This window comes from Rhodopseudomonas palustris HaA2, assembly GCF_000013365.1.
GTDB classification, from domain to species: Bacteria; Pseudomonadota; Alphaproteobacteria; order Rhizobiales; family Xanthobacteraceae; genus Rhodopseudomonas; species Rhodopseudomonas palustris_J.
In genome coordinates, this window is record NC_007778.1 from 2,238,097 (window position 1) to 2,252,981 (window position 14,885).

At 65.8% G+C, this 14,885-nt stretch carries 12 protein-coding genes; 8 read left to right on the forward strand and 4 right to left on the reverse strand.

The features are described from left to right. The first annotated feature begins 131 nt into the window (after positions 1-131). On the forward strand, positions 132-1,184 hold the full coding sequence (arsB, locus tag RPB_RS09920) for an ACR3 family arsenite efflux transporter (protein WP_011440868.1): 1,053 nt from the start codon (positions 132-134) through the stop codon (positions 1,182-1,184). On the opposite strand, the gene RPB_RS09925 is transcribed toward arsB, so the two are convergent. Together RPB_RS09925 and RPB_RS09930 are read right to left on the reverse strand one after the other, a co-directional pair. Further along, entirely contained in the window at positions 1,181-1,819 is a 639-nt protein-coding gene (locus tag RPB_RS09925; RefSeq protein ID WP_011440869.1) for an HAD-IA family hydrolase, read from the reverse strand. The genes arsB and RPB_RS09925 overlap by 4 nt on opposite strands. Positions 1,820-1,854: 35 nt before the next feature. Then, positions 1,855-2,808 (reverse strand): LysR family transcriptional regulator, encoded by a 954-nt coding sequence (locus RPB_RS09930; protein WP_011440870.1) that lies wholly within the window; start codon positions 2,806-2,808, stop codon positions 1,855-1,857. 341 nt (positions 2,809-3,149) lie between these two features. Between RPB_RS09930 and RPB_RS09935 the strand changes: the two genes are divergently transcribed. After that, positions 3,150-6,485, forward strand: coding sequence for an autotransporter outer membrane beta-barrel domain-containing protein (locus RPB_RS09935; protein ID WP_011440871.1), 3,336 nt, complete (start codon positions 3,150-3,152; stop codon positions 6,483-6,485). A gap of 55 nt (positions 6,486-6,540) precedes the next feature. On the opposite strand, the gene RPB_RS09940 is transcribed toward RPB_RS09935, so the two are convergent. Then, entirely contained in the window at positions 6,541-6,777 is a 237-nt protein-coding gene (locus RPB_RS09940; protein ID WP_011440872.1) for a hypothetical protein, read from the reverse strand. A gap of 209 nt (positions 6,778-6,986) precedes the next feature. On the opposite strand from RPB_RS09940, the gene RPB_RS09945 reads away from it, so the two are divergent. Together RPB_RS09945 and RPB_RS09950 are read left to right on the forward strand one after the other, a co-directional pair. Further along, positions 6,987-8,942 (forward strand): methyl-accepting chemotaxis protein, encoded by a 1,956-nt coding sequence (locus RPB_RS09945; RefSeq protein ID WP_011440873.1) that lies wholly within the window; start codon positions 6,987-6,989, stop codon positions 8,940-8,942. Between the two features lie 125 nt (positions 8,943-9,067). Continuing rightward, a complete protein-coding gene (locus tag RPB_RS09950) occupies positions 9,068-10,276 on the forward strand; it encodes an extensin-like domain-containing protein (protein ID WP_011440874.1) in 1,209 nt (402 codons plus the stop codon). On the opposite strand, the gene RPB_RS09955 is transcribed toward RPB_RS09950, so the two are convergent. Further along, positions 10,273-10,923 carry a TetR/AcrR family transcriptional regulator gene (locus tag RPB_RS09955; protein ID WP_011440875.1) on the reverse strand — a complete coding sequence of 217 codons (651 nt, stop codon included), beginning with the start codon at positions 10,921-10,923 and terminating at the stop codon, positions 10,273-10,275. The genes RPB_RS09950 and RPB_RS09955 overlap by 4 nt on opposite strands. A gap of 178 nt (positions 10,924-11,101) precedes the next feature. Between RPB_RS09955 and RPB_RS09960 the strand changes: the two genes are divergently transcribed. The 4 genes from RPB_RS09960 to RPB_RS09975 all read left to right on the forward strand — a co-directional run bounded on the left by RPB_RS09960 (position 11,102) and on the right by RPB_RS09975 (position 14,882). Next, a complete protein-coding gene (locus tag RPB_RS09960) occupies positions 11,102-12,337 on the forward strand; it encodes an HlyD family secretion protein (RefSeq protein ID WP_011440876.1) in 1,236 nt (411 codons plus the stop codon). Between the two features lie 133 nt (positions 12,338-12,470). Next, entirely contained in the window at positions 12,471-14,057 is a 1,587-nt protein-coding gene (locus RPB_RS09965) for a DHA2 family efflux MFS transporter permease subunit (protein ID WP_011440877.1), read from the forward strand. 53 nt (positions 14,058-14,110) lie between these two features. Beyond that, positions 14,111-14,311, forward strand: coding sequence for a hypothetical protein (locus RPB_RS09970; protein ID WP_011440878.1), 201 nt, complete (start codon positions 14,111-14,113; stop codon positions 14,309-14,311). A 1-nt stretch (position 14,312) separates the two neighbouring features. Continuing rightward, positions 14,313-14,882: a Fic/DOC family protein gene (locus RPB_RS09975; RefSeq protein ID WP_011440879.1), complete on the forward strand. Its 570-nt coding sequence runs from the start codon at positions 14,313-14,315 to the stop codon at positions 14,880-14,882. Positions 14,883-14,885: the final 3 nt, after the last annotated feature.

Genomic DNA, 14,885 nt, shown 5'->3' on the forward strand with positions numbered 1-14,885 from the left:
CGCGGGCGCTCCGGGAAAGTGGAGTCCCGCTTTCACGGGGATGACGGCGGTGGATTGGGTCGCTTCGTTTGCAAGACAAGACGCTTTTTCGAGCGGCGCGACGCGGCGCGAAGTGATCAAAGAGGTCCTCAATGTCCACCTTCGAACGCTATCTGACGCTGTGGGTCGCGCTGTGCATCGCCGTCGGCATCGGGCTCGGCCATGTCGTGCCCGGCCTGTTCCAGGCGGTCGCCGCCGCCGAGATCGCCAAGGTCAATCTGCCGGTGGCGGTGCTGATCTGGCTGATGATCATTCCGATGCTGGTGAAGATCGATTTCGCCGCGCTGGCGCGGGTGCGCGAGCATTGGCGCGGCATCGGCGTGACGCTGTTCATTAACTGGGCGGTGAAGCCGTTCTCGATGGCGGCGCTGGCCTGGCTGTTCATCGGCTGGCTGTTCAGGGATCATCTGCCGGCCGATCAGATCAATTCCTACATCGCCGGGCTGATCATTCTGGCCGCGGCGCCGTGCACCGCGATGGTGTTCGTGTGGTCGAACCTGATCAAAGGCGAGCCGCATTTCACGCTGAGCCAGGTAGCGCTGAACGACACCATCATGGTGTTCGCCTTCGCGCCGATCGTCGGCCTGCTGCTCGGCCTGTCGGCGATCACCGTGCCGTGGGACACGCTGATGATCTCGGTGGCGCTGTACATCGTGGTGCCGGTGATCATCGCGCAAATGCTGCGGCGGCGGGTGCTGGCGGCCGGCGGCGAGGCGGGATTGCAGCGCTTGCTCGGCGCGGTTCAGCCGCTGTCGCTGGTCGCCTTGCTGGCGACGCTGGTGCTGCTGTTCGGCTTCCAGGGCGAGCAGATCATCCGGCAGCCGCTGGTGATCGCGCTGCTCGCGGTGCCGATCCTGATCCAGGTGTATTTCAACGCCGGGCTCGCTTATCTGCTCAATCGCCTGAGCGGCGAGCAGCATTGCGTCGCGGGTCCCTCGGCGCTGATCGGCGCCAGCAACTTCTTCGAACTCGCGGTGGCCGCCGCGATCAGCCTGTTCGGCTTCGAATCCGGCGCGGCGCTGGCCACCGTGGTCGGCGTGCTGATCGAGGTGCCGGTGATGCTGACGGTGGTGTGGATCGTCAACCGCTCCAAGGGCTGGTACGAGGGCGAGGCGCGCGCCGCCGTCACGACCCGGCCGGGTTAGCCGGCCCGCAGCGTCAGCCCGGTCGCGGCCTCGAGCTCGGCGATCGCCTGATCGGCGCTGACCACCTTGATCGTGGTCATCCCCAACTCGCGCGCCGGCTTCAGGTTGACGCCGAGGTCGTCGAGATAGACGCAGTTGGCCGGGTCGACGCCGAGCGTATCGGTCATCATCCGATAGATCTTCGGATCGGGCTTGCGCAGCCCGATCTTGGCGGATTCGATGACGTGATCGAACAGCGCCATCACCTCGGCGACGTACAGCGTGCGGCCCGACGCCGAGCCGATCGCGTTGGCGGGCAGATTGTTGGTGATGCAGCCGGTCTTGCAGTTCGCCTTGATCCGGCGCAGCGCCTCGATCATCTCGGGCCGCAATTCGCCGGACAGCAGCGGGATCACGTCGCGGCCGCGAACCTCGGCGCCGAGCGCCAGCGATTCCGCCGCAAACAGCGCGTCGAAGGTGTCGAGATCGACTTCCGCGCGCTCGAACTTGGCCCAGGCGTTCTCGAAATGATTGGCCGCATTGGTGCGGCGGATGATGTCGATCGGCAGCCCGCGCTCGGTCTCGAACCGCGCGAACGCCTCGAACGGCGAGGTCGTGAGCACCCCGCCGAAATCCCAGATCACCGCCTCGACCATCGCGTTTCGTCTCCCCGCTGTTGTTGCGGGGAGGGCTAGCACGCGGCTGCGGCCGGGACCAGCCCGGCCGGCGCGGGATCGGGCTGCATCGCCTTCACCATGGTGTCGCGCAGCCATTTGTGGCCGGGGTCGTCGGTGTTCTTCTCGTGCCAGATCATGTGATAGTCCTGCGGCGAGATCGGGATCGGCGACTCGAAGATCTGCAGACCGAATTTCGGCGCCATCAGTTCGGCGAACCGGCGCGGCATCACGGTGACCAGGTCGGTGCTGCCGACGACGCCCGGCATCGACCACACCTTGTTGACCATGTAGGCGATCCGCCGGTTGCCGCCGCGGGTGGTGATGTCGCGATCGATGTTGGTGTGGCCGCGCAGTTCCGGGATCAGCGCGACCTGAGCCAGTGACAGGAAGGTCTCGGCGTCCAGCGTGGCGCCGATCTTCGGGTGGCCGCGGCGCGCCACGATGACGTGGTCGCACGGGCAGATGGTCTTGAACACCAGTCCCGGCGCGCTGACCGGAAAGGTGTAGCAGGCCAGATCCAGCGTGCCGGCGATGATAGCGTCGGCGACATTGGTGTTCCATGGCGGCCGGGATTCGATCGTCACCTGCGGCGCGTGCGCGCTGATCTCGCGCAGCATCGTCGGCATCAGCATGGCTTCCAGGGGATCGACGATGACGATCCGGAAGGTGCGCTTGTAGGAGCCGAGGTCGAGGCTGCGGTCGCCGTCGAATTGCTGGCGGATCAGCCGCAGCGCTTCGCGCACGGGTTCGATCATCTGCTGCGAGCGCAGCGTCGGCTTGACGCCGCGGCCGGCGCGCACGAACAGCGGATCGTCGAAATGCTCGCGCAACCGCGTCAGCGCGTTCGAGACCGCCGGCTGGCTCAGCGCCAGCTGCCGCGCGGCGTGGCTGATATTGCCGGTGGCATACACCGCGTCGAACACGATCAGCAGATTGAGATCGACATTACGCAGATTGATCGTCGCCATCGGCCCCGCCGTCCCCCTGTCGCCTTGATCTTGCAAGGCAAGCTTCAATCATTCGCGCGGCTGATAGATAGATCAGCGGCGGCCCGCCCACCATGACGAATTGTCGCAGCCGGCCCCGATCATCAGCATGGGAGCGCGGCCCAAACCATTCACCGGCGCTATGGTCGGCATTCAAAGACACAATTTTTCATCCCGTTGCCGCGCTCCTAGTGTTCCCCCGGGGGCGCGGCGAACGCGCATGCGGCGGTGTCGCAAGCGGCCGAGCTACACGCATCGATGAAGACAAGACCCGGCCGGCGCGCCCGCGCGTCGGAACGGCAGCGCTTCGGGGAGACGCGACGATGGACGTGCCGACGGTGATGGGTGGCAGGATTGCGAACGGCAGGGTGCGGATCGCGTCCGTCGCCGCTGCACGGATCAAGCAATTGCTGCTGTCGACCGCGCTGGTCGGCATCGTGGTCTATCCGCAGGCGCTGCAGGCGCAATCCTGGAACGGCGCCGTCGACAGTGACTTCTCCAACGGCGCCAATTGGAGCACCGGCGTCGCACCGACCTCGACCGACGTCTCGACGATCGCATCCACGCCGACCACCCCGGTGGTGGCCGCGACCACGGCGAATGCCGGGCAGATCACGATGACCGGCGCCACCCTCGGCATCAATGCCGGCGCGACGCTGGTCTTGAACACCCTGACTGTCGGGAGCGGGTCCACCGTGACCGGGGCGGGCGCCATCGCGACGAATTCGTTGTTTCTCGACTCCGGCTCGGTCGCGCCCGATGTCGCGCTCGGGATCCTGGCGACCATGGGGGGCGGCACCATCAGCGGCGCGATCAGCGGCGCCGGCCAGATGTTCGTCTCTGGCGGCTTCAACTACCTCACCGGCGCCAACACCTACAGCGGCGGCACCGAGATCAACACCAACGCGTTCCTGACGGTCGGCGACAGTGGCACCCTCGGCTCGATCACCGGCAACGTCCTGAACAACGGCACGCTGACCTTCACCCGCTCCGACACGACGAGCTATGGCGGCGTGATTTCCGGCGCCGGCGTTGTCATCAAGAACGGCATCGGCACGCTGGTCCTGTCCGGCGCCAACACCTACAGCGGCGCGACGACCATCCTCAATGGCACGCTGCAGACCGCCGTCGATTACGTGCTCAGCAGCGCCTCGGCGCTGACGATTGCCGCCGGTGCGACGCTCGATCTCACCAATACACAACAGACCGTGGCGTCGCTGGCGGGCGCCGGCAATGTGAATCTTGGAGCTGGCCACACCTTCAGTTTCGGTGGCGACAATGCGTCCACCAGCTTCACCGGAAATTTCATTGGCACGCTAAGCGCCATCAAGGAAGGCACCGGCACCTTCAGCTTCAGCGGTACCGGCCCGAGCGCTGGCGCCATCCAGATCAATGCGGGTACGCTGGCATTGACCGGCGCGGCCGACTTCAGCGGTGCAGGCGTCACCTTGCAGGCCAATACGACGCTGGACATTTCCGGGGCCAACGCCGGCATCTCGATCAAGAGCTTGCAGGGCCAGAACGGCACGGCGGTCCATCTCGGCAGCCGCACGCTGACGGTCCAGCGCACCGACTTTGTTTTCGGCTCCAACTTCAGCGGTGTCGTCGACGGCAGCGGTGGCCTGACCGTCGGGCAAAATTCGTCGCTCAGGTTGTTCGCCGCCAACACCTATAGCGGCCCGACCACGCTCAACTCGGCGTCGGCTACGCTGGACCTCCGACATGTCGGCGCCATCGCCACCTCCAGCGAGGTCAATCTTGCCGCCAGCGGCGCTACGCTGGATATCTCCAACGCCGGTGGAGACGCCACGATCCAGGCGTTGCGCGGCGTCGCTGGCAGCATTGTCACCCTGCGCAACAGCAATCTGGTGATCACCAACGCGGCGTCGGAATTCGCCGGAATCATCAAGCCAGCGTTTGGAACGCCCACCGGCGGCGTCATCCTCAATGGCGGCCACCAGACCCTGTCCGGGATCAACACCTATCTGGGCGCCACCACGGTCAATGCCGGGACGCTCTCGGTCAACGGCTCGATCGCAACCTCGTCGCTGACCACCGTGAATGCCGGCGGCACGCTCGGCGGCACCGGCACGGTGGGTACCACGCTGATCGACGGCGGCGCGCTGGCGCCGGGCAATTCGATCGGCACGCTGAATGTGAACGGCAACCTCGTCTTCACCGCGGCCTCGAGCTACATGGTCGAGGTGTCGCCGACCGCCGCCGACCGCACCGACGTCACCGGCACCGCGACGCTCGGCGGCGCGACGGTCAACGCGATCTTCGCCAGCGGCAGCTATGTCGAGAAGCAGTACACCATCCTCAATGCCGCCGGCGGCATCGTCGGCACCTTCGGTTCGGTGGTGAACAGCAATCTGCCGTCGGGCTTCAAGTCGAGTCTGGGCTACGATGCTAACAACGCCTATCTCAACCTGGTGCTGGACTTTACGCCGACACCGACTCCAACACCCACGCCGTCGCCGCTGCCGATCAACAGCGGCCTCAACGGCAACCAGACCGCGGTCGCCAACGCGCTGAGCGGGTACTTCGCGCGGACCGGCAGCATTCCGATCGTGTTCGGCGCGCTCGGGCCGGCCGGGCTGAGTGCTGCGGCGGGCGAGACGCCGACCGGCGTTCAGCAGACCACGTTCAACGCCATGAACATGTTCATGGGCGTGCTGACCGATCCGTTCAGCAATGGCCGCGGGCGCGGGGCTCAGACGCCGGTCGCGATGTCCTACGCGGGCGGCGGCTCCGTGCGCGATGCCCACGCGATGATCACCAAAGCGGTGGTGAAGCCGCCGTTCGAGTCGCGTTGGGTCAGTTGGGCGGCGGGCTTCGGCGGTTCGCAGACCACCGACGGCAACGCGACGCAGGGCAGCGCCACGTCGACCAGCCGGCTCTACGGCATCGCGGCCGGCGCGGACTACTGGCTGTCGCCGCAGACCGTCGCCGGCTTCGCGATGGCCGGCGGAGCGACCAGTTTCGGTCTGTCCGGCGGTCTGGGATCGGGACGCTCCGATCTGGTGCAGGTCGGCGGCTTCGTCCGCCATAGCGTCGGCGCCGGCTATCTCACTGCCGCGGCCGCTTATGGCTGGCAGGAGATCACCACCGAGCGGACCGTCGGCATCGGCGGGGTCAATCAGTATCGCGCGACCTTCAATGCCAATGCCTATTCGGCCCGTGTCGAAGCCGGTCACCGCTGGATCGCCCCGGCGCTCGGCGGCGTCGGGCTCACGCCCTATGCGGCGGCGCAGATCACTGCGTTCGATCTACCGGCTTATGCCGAGCAGACGGTGAGCGGCACCGGCGTGTTTGCGCTCGACTACGCGTCGAAGACCGCGACGGCGACGCGCAGTGAACTCGGCCTGCGCGGCGATCGGTCGTTCGCGCTCGATGGCGCGCTGCTGACGCTGCGCGGCCGGGCGGCCTGGGCGCACGACTTCGACACCGAGCGCTCGATCGCGGCGACGTTCCAGGCGCTGCCCGGGGCGAGTTTCGTCGTGAACGGCGCGCGGCCGGCGCGGGATGCGGCGCTGACCACGGTATCGGCCGAGGTGAACTGGCTGAACGGATTCTCGGTCGCGGCCAGCTTCGAGGGCGAATTCTCCGACGTCACCCGCAGCTACGCCGGCAAGGGCGTGGTGCGCTACGCCTGGTGATCTTCAAAGCGCCGATCGCTGCGCCGCCCGGCGGCGGCGCCGATCCCGCACCTCGTCAATGCATGGTCTTGCTGCTCTTGAGGAACGGACGGCGGGCGGATTCGTGCTTCTCGTAGAGTTCGAGCCAGCGCCGGTCCTCGGGCCGGTACCATTCCTCATTGCCGCCCGGTGGCGGTCCGCTCTTGGCGATGATCTCGTCCAGCCGGAAGAACTCGGCGGTTTCTTCCGACGAGAGACCGATCAGCACCCGGTTTCCCGAGGAATCCAGTTCGTAGTCGTCGTCCTTGATCATGCCGCCAATTGACCATCGGCGCCGGCGCGGTCAACGCAATTGCGCGCTTAACCTAACTGATCAACCTTACCCGGCGTCCCTGTGTCGGGTTTGATGAATAGCTGTACGGAATACTTAACTCGTTAATACAATGTTTTACCTCTCGAATTACAGAATGCTGGCGTATCGGCCGGCGCGGCGGCGTTCGGTGCCGGGTAGGGGGACTTTCAATGATGAGATCGATTTCGGCGCGGATGATCGTCGCCATTACGCTGGTGGCGATCGGATCGTGCGCCATGCTGGCAGGCTTCAGCTTCTGGCGGCAGCAAGCGACCATCGACGTCGCGCTGGAGCGCGAACTTCGCTCGGACTACGCCAATCTGTCCGGCGCGATCGAGGCCGAAACCCGCACCACGCTGGCCCTCAGCGAAACCCTCGCAGCGATGCAATCGATCAAGGACTCGATTCGCTCCGGCGATCGCGACGCCACGATCGCGCTGATGAAAGAGGCTCACGGCAAGCTCGCCCCGCGCGGCCTCAACCTGATCACCATCCAGGTTCCGCCGTCCACGACATTCGCCCGCGTCCACAAGCCGGATGCGTTCGGTGACAACGTCGCCAACCGTCGCAAGATGGTGGTGGATGCGCTGGCCAATTCGCGCTCCGAAGGCGGCATCGAGCCCGGCCGCGACAACCTCACCGTTTTCGGCACGGCGCCGATCGTCGACAGCAAGGGCCTGGTCGGCACGATGGATATCGGCGCGCCGTTCGGCAAGAATTTCGTGGAGCGGATGAAGTCGCGGTTCGGGGTGGACGTCGCGATCCTGCAGCCGGCGGGCGACAAGACCAATGTCGTTGCCTCGTCGATCTCCGGGCTGACACCCGACGCCGATGCGGTGCGCCGTGCGATGACCGGCGAATTGGTGATCCGCAAGGGTGAGGACGGCGGCAAGGCAACCGGCGTGAGCTTCGGGCAGATCAAGAATTTCTCCGGCAATCCGGTGGCGGTGCTGCAGATCGTGCGCGACGCCAGCGCCTATGAGGCGTTGACGGCGAGCGCGATGCAGTGGCTCGGGCTGGCGACGCTCGGCGCGGCGCTGGCCGCGATGGCGATCGCGTTCTGGCTCGGCCGCGGCATGGCCAAGCCGATCCAGGCGCTGGAAGGCGCGATGCGCGAGATCAGCCAGGGCAATCATGCGATCGAAGTGCCCGGCTGCGGTCGGCGCGACGAGGTCGGCTCGATGGCCCGCACCGTCGAAGTCTTCAAGGAAAGCCTGATCGAGACCGAACGGCTGCGCGCGTCGCAGGACCAGCAGCGTATCGCCAACGAGAGCGAGCGGCGGCAGGCGATGCTGGAACTCGCGGCGCGGTTCGAGTCGAATGTCGGCAGCGTGGTCGAACTGGTGAGTTCGGCGGCCACCGAACTGCGGGGCACCGCGGATTCGATGGCGGGGACGGCCAAGGAATCCGAACAGCGCATCGTGGCGGCCACTGCCGCCTCGTCGCAGGCGACCTCGAATGCGCAAGCGGTCGCGGCGGCGGTCGAGGAACTCGACGCCTCGATCAACGAAATCGGCAAGCACGTCGATCAGTCGGCGCAGGTCGCCAGCGAGGCGGCCAGCCAGGCCGGGCGCACCAATGAAGAAGTGAAGGGGCTGGCGGAAGCGGCGCAGAAGATCGGCGAAGTGGTGACGCTGATCAGCGACATCGCCGCGCAGACCAACCTGCTGGCGCTCAACGCCACCATCGAGGCGGCGCGCGCCGGCGACGCCGGCCGCGGCTTCGCGGTGGTCGCGGCCGAGGTCAAGGCGCTCGCCGAACAGACCTCCAAGGCGACCGACGAGATCTCCTCCCAGGTCGGATCGATCCAGACCGCCACGCAGAGTTCGGTGACGGCGATCGAGGGCATCACCACGATCATCGGCCGCGTCAACGAGATCGCCACGGCGATCGCCAGCGCGGTGCGGGAACAAAGCTCGGCGACACGCGAGATCGCCCACAATGTCGCCGAGGCTGCGCGCTCGACCACCGAAGTCTCGAACAATATCGGTGGCGTGCACGATGCGGCGCGCGAAACCGGCATGGCCGCCGGTCATGTGGTCGATTCCGCGACGGAACTGTCGCGGACCGGCGAGACCCTCAAGTCTCAGGTCGATACCTTCCTGCGCGAAGTCCGCGCCGCCTGATCGGCTGATCGCAGATCGTTGACGAGCGGCAATGCGGGGGCTTCGGCCCCCGCTTTCGCATGGTTAGGCGAAGCTGAATCGATACCGTTCAATTCTCTTTAATCAGATTGGGCGACTGTGCGCGGATGACGCGCGGAGTTCGTTTGTATCTCGTCGGCTCCTTCGTCCTCGTGTCGCTTGCCGGTTGCGGACGCGGTTTGTTTCAAACCGCCGAGCGTGAACCGTGGCGGACCGAGGCCGAGGTCGCTTGTCTGAAATCGGGCGCCGTCAAGGAAGGCCCCGAACTGGTCCGGGTCGATCCGATCTCGGGCCCCGGCGTCTGCGGCGCCGAGTTTCCCCTCAAAGTGGCTGCGCTCGGCGAGAGTGGCGCGATCGGCTTTGCCGACGATTTGCGTCCGCCAGCGGCGATCGGAGGTCGCGCCAGCCAGCCGCGCTGGCCGGGGGCGCAGCCGTCTTATGCGGCGCCGGCGCGCGGCTATCCGCAACAGCAAACCGGCTACGGCGCTTCGAATCCTCCCTACGGCAGCAACAATGCTCCGGTGTCGCTGACCGCGCCCGGCGTCGGCCCCGCGGGCCGGGACATCGATCTGCCGGACGAGGGCGCGCTGCCGCCTGCGGATCGTCCGCCGGCCGAGCACGTCACCGGCTATTCGCGCGATCCGAGCTACGCACCGGCGCCCGCCGGTCGTGCGCCGGACGACGCGCGGCGCCCATTGCCGCGGCTCGGTCCGGCGCAGCAGGGCAACATCACCGGCTCGGTCGGGCCGGTCGCGATCAAGCCGGTGGCGACGCTGGCGTGTCCGATCGTCTCCGCGCTGGACCGCTGGCTGGTGGAATCGGTGCAGCCGTCGGCGATGCGCTGGTTCGGTGTCCCCGTCGTCGAAATCAAGCAGATCTCGGCCTATTCGTGCCGCGGCATGAACGGCAATCCGAACGCGCACATCTCCGAACACGCCTTCGGCAACGCGCTCGACATCTCCGCCTTCGTGCTGGCCGACGGCCGGCGCGTGACGGTGAAGGGCGGCTGGAAGGGATTGCCGGAAGAGCAGGCGTTCCTGCACGACGTGCAGAACTCGGCGTGCCAAATGTTCAACACCGTGCTGGCGCCGGGCTCGAACATCTATCACTACGATCACATCCACGTCGACCTGATGCGCCGCAAGAGCCAGCGCAGCATCTGCAAGCCCGCCGCGGTGCCGGGCGAAGTGATCGCGCAGCGGCTGCAGGGGCGCAATCCCTATGCGTCGGGCAATTGGAACGGCGTCACCGGCTCGATCGGCAAAGTCCCGGCGCGTGCGAAGGCGGTGGATCGCGACGAAGCCGAAGACGATTAGTCAGCGGCGTCCGGCTTCGCCCGATAGGCGGCGAGGAACATGCGCGTCGCGCTGTCCACCACCTCGGCGATCCGCGCCGGCGAGGGCGTCTCGGTCATCTGGAAGATGAACGGCAGAAACAGGGTCGCCTGGCACAGTTTGGTGAATTGCGCGGCGGCGAGTTGGCAGTTGCCGATCTCCAACTCGCCGGACTGAACGTGGAGTTCGAGATAGCGCGCGAACCGCCCGAGCGAATTGGCGATCACCCGCTCGTAGTAGCGCTGTCCGATTTCCGGCATGCGTTCGGCGATCGCCATCACCGTCCGGATCGCCGACGCCCCGCGCGGATTGCACAGCGCCTGGATATAGGCGGTGCCGAAGGCCTTGAGGGTGGCTTCGACCTCCCGCTCCGGGGTGAAGTCGAACGCCAGCATCCCCTGGGCGAGGCTTTCCTGCTCCATGATCTCGCAGAACAGCGAATTCTTGTCGGCGAAATAGACGTACAGCGTCCCCTTCGAGACGCCGGCGGCGCGGGCGATCTCGCCCATACTGGCGCCGTCGAAGCCCTGTTCCAGAAACACCGCGCGCGCGCCCTTGACGATCTGACGGCGCTTGACGCTGTCGTCGTCGGCATGAGGCGCCTGGGCGGTGGTAGCCGGTGCAACCATTGGTTCAGCGTGTCCATAAATTCCGGCGGTCGCTATCACAAAGATGGGACCGCGCTGCTAAGCTTCGCATAGAAATCTATCTTGACCGAACCGTTCGGTCAATTTATTTGAGAATGGCTGTCAGGACGGGTGGTCCGGACAAGCGCTCATCCTTGTGAGCCAGTCAGGAGAAAGCCCGATGTCCGGTCGCGACCAAGCTGCACGCGTTCTGAGGTCCGAGCCCGCCCAAGAGGCGGACCCGCGTGCCGCCGTGCCGCCGCAAGCCGCGCGCCCGTTGCCGGACGATCCATCGACGCTGAAGCGCGCCGAGCCGGTGCAGCCCGACACCAAGTCCGAGCCGGTCGCCCCGGCGACGGAGCCCGCGGCGGCGGCGAAGAAGCCGGGCCGGAAGCGGCTGGCGCTGATCGCGGTCGGCCTCGCGGCGCTGGCGGCAGGCGCTTATTTCGGCACCGACTACATGCTGGTCGGCCGCTTCATGGTGTCGACCGACGACGCTTATGTGCGCGCCAACAACACCACGCTCGGCGCCCGCGTCGCCGGCCATATCGCCGCGATCGTCCCGCGCGACAACACGCTGGTGAAGGCCGGCGACGTGGTGTTCCGGATCGACGACGGCGACTATCGGATCGCGGTCGATACCGCGCGCGCCAAGATCGCCACGCAGCAGGCGACCATCGAACGGATCGGCCGCCAGGTCACCGCGCAGGAAAGCGCGGTGGAGCAGGCGCAGGCGCAGCGCGAATCCGCCGAAGCCTCGGCCAGGCGCGCCACGCTCGATTTCGACCGCCAGCAGGCGCTGAGCACCAAGGGCTTCGCCTCCCGCGCGGTGTTCGAGACCTCGCAGGCGAGCCGCGACCAGGGCACCGCCTCGGTCGCCGCCGCCAAGGCGGCCTATGACGCCGCGCGCGACAATGTCGAGGTCACCAAGGCGCAGCAGAACGAGGCCCGCGCCCAACTCGTCGAACTGCAGAGCTCGCTCGCCAAGGCCGAGCGCGATCTCGACTTCACCAATGTCCGCGCGCCGGTCGACGGCGTGTTCTCCAACCGCATGGTCAATACCGGCGATTACATCAACGCCGGCCAGCGCCTCGGCAACATCGTGCCGCTCAGCGGCGTGTACATCGACGCCAATTTCAAGGAAACCCAGCTCGCCCGCCTGAAGCCCGGCCAGACCGTCGACATCTCGGTCGACGCTTACTCCGGCCGCAAGATCGAGGGCACGGTGGACAGCCTGTCGCCCGCGGCGGGGCAGGTGTTCACGCTGCTGCCGCCCGACAACGCCACCGGCAATTTCACCAAGGTCGTGCAGCGCGTGCCGGTCCGCATCCGCGTGCCCGCCGAGGTGGCACGCGAGGGCCTGCTGCGCGCCGGCATGTCGGTCTATATCCGGGTCGACACAAGGACCGGGAAGTAAGCGAAACCAATCACCGTCATTGCGAGGAGCGAAGCGACGAAGCAATCCAGCTCAGCGCACCGAGCCCTGGTTTGCTTCGCTTCGCTCGCAATGACGGATAGAACATTGCAGGTTGGCCTCTAAGGAACTGCCGATGTCGGCATCCACCACAGCGACCGCCGGAGCGGTGCCGCAGGCGCCGTCCGAACACGTGCCGGCCAGCCGGCTGATCGCGTTCCTGATCATGGTGTTCGGGATGTTCATGTCGATCCTGGACATCCAGATCGTCTCGGCATCGCTGTCCGAAATCCAGGCCGGCCTGTCGGCGTCATCGTCCGAAGTCTCCTGGGTGCAGACCTCGTATCTGATCGCCGAAGTGATCGCGATCCCGCTGTCCGGCTTCCTGTCGCGCGCGCTCGGCACGCGCAATCTGTTCGCGATCTCGGCGGCCGGCTTCACCTTCGCCAGCCTGATGTGCGGTCTCACCTCGTCGATCACCGAGATGATCGTGTGGCGGGCGATCCAGGGCTTCCTCGGCGCCGGCATGATCCCGACCGTGTTCGCCTCGGCCTACACGGTGTTTCCGCGCAGCAAATTCAACCTGGTCGGGCCGATCATCGGCCTGGTGGCGACGCTGGCGCCGACCATCGGCCCGACGGTCGGCGGCTACATCACCGACCTGATGTCGTGGCACTGGCTGTTCTTCATCAACGTCGTCCCCGGCATCGGCATCACCATCGGCGTGCTGATGCTGGTCGATTTCGACGAGCCGCATTACGAACTGCTCGACCATTTCGACTGGTGGGGGCTGCTGTTCATGGCGGGCTTCCTCGGCTCGCTCGAATACGTGCTCGAGGAAGGCCATCGCAACGACTGGTTCAGCGACGAGTCGATCTTCATCTTCGCGATCGTCTGTGCGGTCTGCGCCGTGGGGTTCTTCTGGCGGGTGCTGACCGCGCGCGAGCCGATCGTCGACATCCGTGCCTTCACCAACCGCAATTTCGCGTTCGGTTGCCTGTTCTCGTTCTGCGTCGGTATCGGCCTGTACGGCCTGACCTACATCTATCCGCGCTACCTCGCCGAAGTCCGCGGCTACAGCGCGCTGATGATCGGCGAGACGATGTTCGTCTCCGGCATCGCGATGTTTCTGTCCGCGCCGCTGGTCGGCCGGCTGATGACGCTGGTCGACATGCGCATCCTGATCGCGATCGGCCTTTTGCTGTTCGCCGCCGGCACCTGGCTGATGACCGGGATCACCCGCGACTATGATTTCTACGAGCTGCTGTGGCCGCAGATCTTCCGCGGCGTCGGCATGATGATGGCGATGGTGCCGGTCAACAACATCGCGCTCGGCACGCTGCCGCCGGAGCGCGTCAAGAACGCCTCCGGCCTGTTCAACCTGACGCGCAATCTCGGCGGCGCGCTCGGGCTGGCGCTGATCAACACCATCCTCGACGGCCGCACCGATTTCCACATCTCGCGGCTGCACGACAAGGTGAATTGGGGCAACGCCCAGGCGGTCGACTTCCTCAACATGCTGACGCAGAAATTCCAGGGCATGGGCGACGCCTCGCTGATGGCGCTGAAGCAGTTCAACCAAATCGTCCACCGCCAGGCCGTCACCATGAGCTTCGGCGACGCGTTCTTCCTGCTGACGATCTTCTACGTTGGGCTCAGCACGCTGGTGGTGCTGGTGGCGAAACCGGCGAACCCGGCGGCAGCGGGGGGCGGGGGGCATTAGAGGCCCGTGCGAACTGCGGTGACGACGAACGGGCGCCGTGATAGACTGCAGTTATGGCATCAGACGATCACGATCAGAAGCCGCCGGCAGAGCAGGGATTTGTGCTCGGCGCGGAGCACTTCGAAAAGATCAGCGCCGTGGAGGGCATTGAGCTCTCAGACGCGATGCATCGGCGTGCGAAAGAATCGGAACGTCTGGGCCACTCCGCGGAAGAGCGGATCGCTCACATCAAGCGAGCTTACCGCAAGGGCTAGCATGTATGATGCGGTTGCCGATCCGTATTGCTATCCCGGCACCGCCGTTCTGAAGAACCTACTCGATATTCGGGATCAGGCTACGCTCGATCAGTACGAAGCTGAAGTGACGGCAGCCAGGGCCGAACAACCATTTCCTTCTGGGAAGCTCGATACGGTGCACTATTGCCGTTTTCACCACCATTTGTTTCAGGATGTGTTTGAGTGGGCTGGACGATATCGCACTGTCCGGATTGCTAAAGGCGAGAATTACTTCTGCTATCCCGAGTACATTGCCGTGCAGATGAATCGTCTGTTTTCCGATCTGCGCCGCAGCAATTTCTTCCAGGGCCAGTCCGCTACAAAGTTCGCCGATACTGGAGGACACTTTCTAGCAGAGCTCAATTCGATCCATCCTTTTCGCGAAGGCAACGGACGCGCGCAACTCGCGTTCTTCGCCCATCTTGCAGATCACGCGGGTCGCCCCCTGCAGTTGAAGCGGTTAGACCCGGATGTCTTTATGACGGCGATGATTGCGAGCTTCCTCGGTGATGAGGCCCCTCTAACGGAAGTGATCGCAGACCTTCTGTAGGGA

What these genes read in the sequence shown, in the direction of transcription:
- arsB (WP_011440868.1), top strand. Translation starts at nt 132, where the DNA reads ATGTCCACCTTCGAACGCTATCTGACGCTGTGGGTCGCGCTGTGCATC.
- RPB_RS09925 (WP_011440869.1), bottom strand. Translation starts at nt 1,819, where the DNA reads ATGGTCGAGGCGGTGATCTGGGATTTCGGCGGGGTGCTCACGACCTCG.
- RPB_RS09930 (WP_011440870.1), bottom strand. Translation starts at nt 2,808, where the DNA reads ATGGCGACGATCAATCTGCGTAATGTCGATCTCAATCTGCTGATCGTG.
- RPB_RS09935 (WP_011440871.1), top strand. Translation starts at nt 3,150, where the DNA reads ATGGACGTGCCGACGGTGATGGGTGGCAGGATTGCGAACGGCAGGGTG.
- RPB_RS09940 (WP_011440872.1), bottom strand. Translation starts at nt 6,777, where the DNA reads ATGATCAAGGACGACGACTACGAACTGGATTCCTCGGGAAACCGGGTG.
- RPB_RS09945 (WP_011440873.1), top strand. Translation starts at nt 6,987, where the DNA reads ATGATGAGATCGATTTCGGCGCGGATGATCGTCGCCATTACGCTGGTG.
- RPB_RS09950 (WP_011440874.1), top strand. Translation starts at nt 9,068, where the DNA reads ATGACGCGCGGAGTTCGTTTGTATCTCGTCGGCTCCTTCGTCCTCGTG.
- RPB_RS09955 (WP_011440875.1), bottom strand. Translation starts at nt 10,923, where the DNA reads ATGGTTGCACCGGCTACCACCGCCCAGGCGCCTCATGCCGACGACGAC.
- RPB_RS09960 (WP_011440876.1), top strand. Translation starts at nt 11,102, where the DNA reads ATGTCCGGTCGCGACCAAGCTGCACGCGTTCTGAGGTCCGAGCCCGCC.
- RPB_RS09965 (WP_011440877.1), top strand. Translation starts at nt 12,471, where the DNA reads ATGTCGGCATCCACCACAGCGACCGCCGGAGCGGTGCCGCAGGCGCCG.
- RPB_RS09970 (WP_011440878.1), top strand. Translation starts at nt 14,111, where the DNA reads ATGGCATCAGACGATCACGATCAGAAGCCGCCGGCAGAGCAGGGATTT.
- RPB_RS09975 (WP_011440879.1), top strand. Translation starts at nt 14,313, where the DNA reads ATGTATGATGCGGTTGCCGATCCGTATTGCTATCCCGGCACCGCCGTT.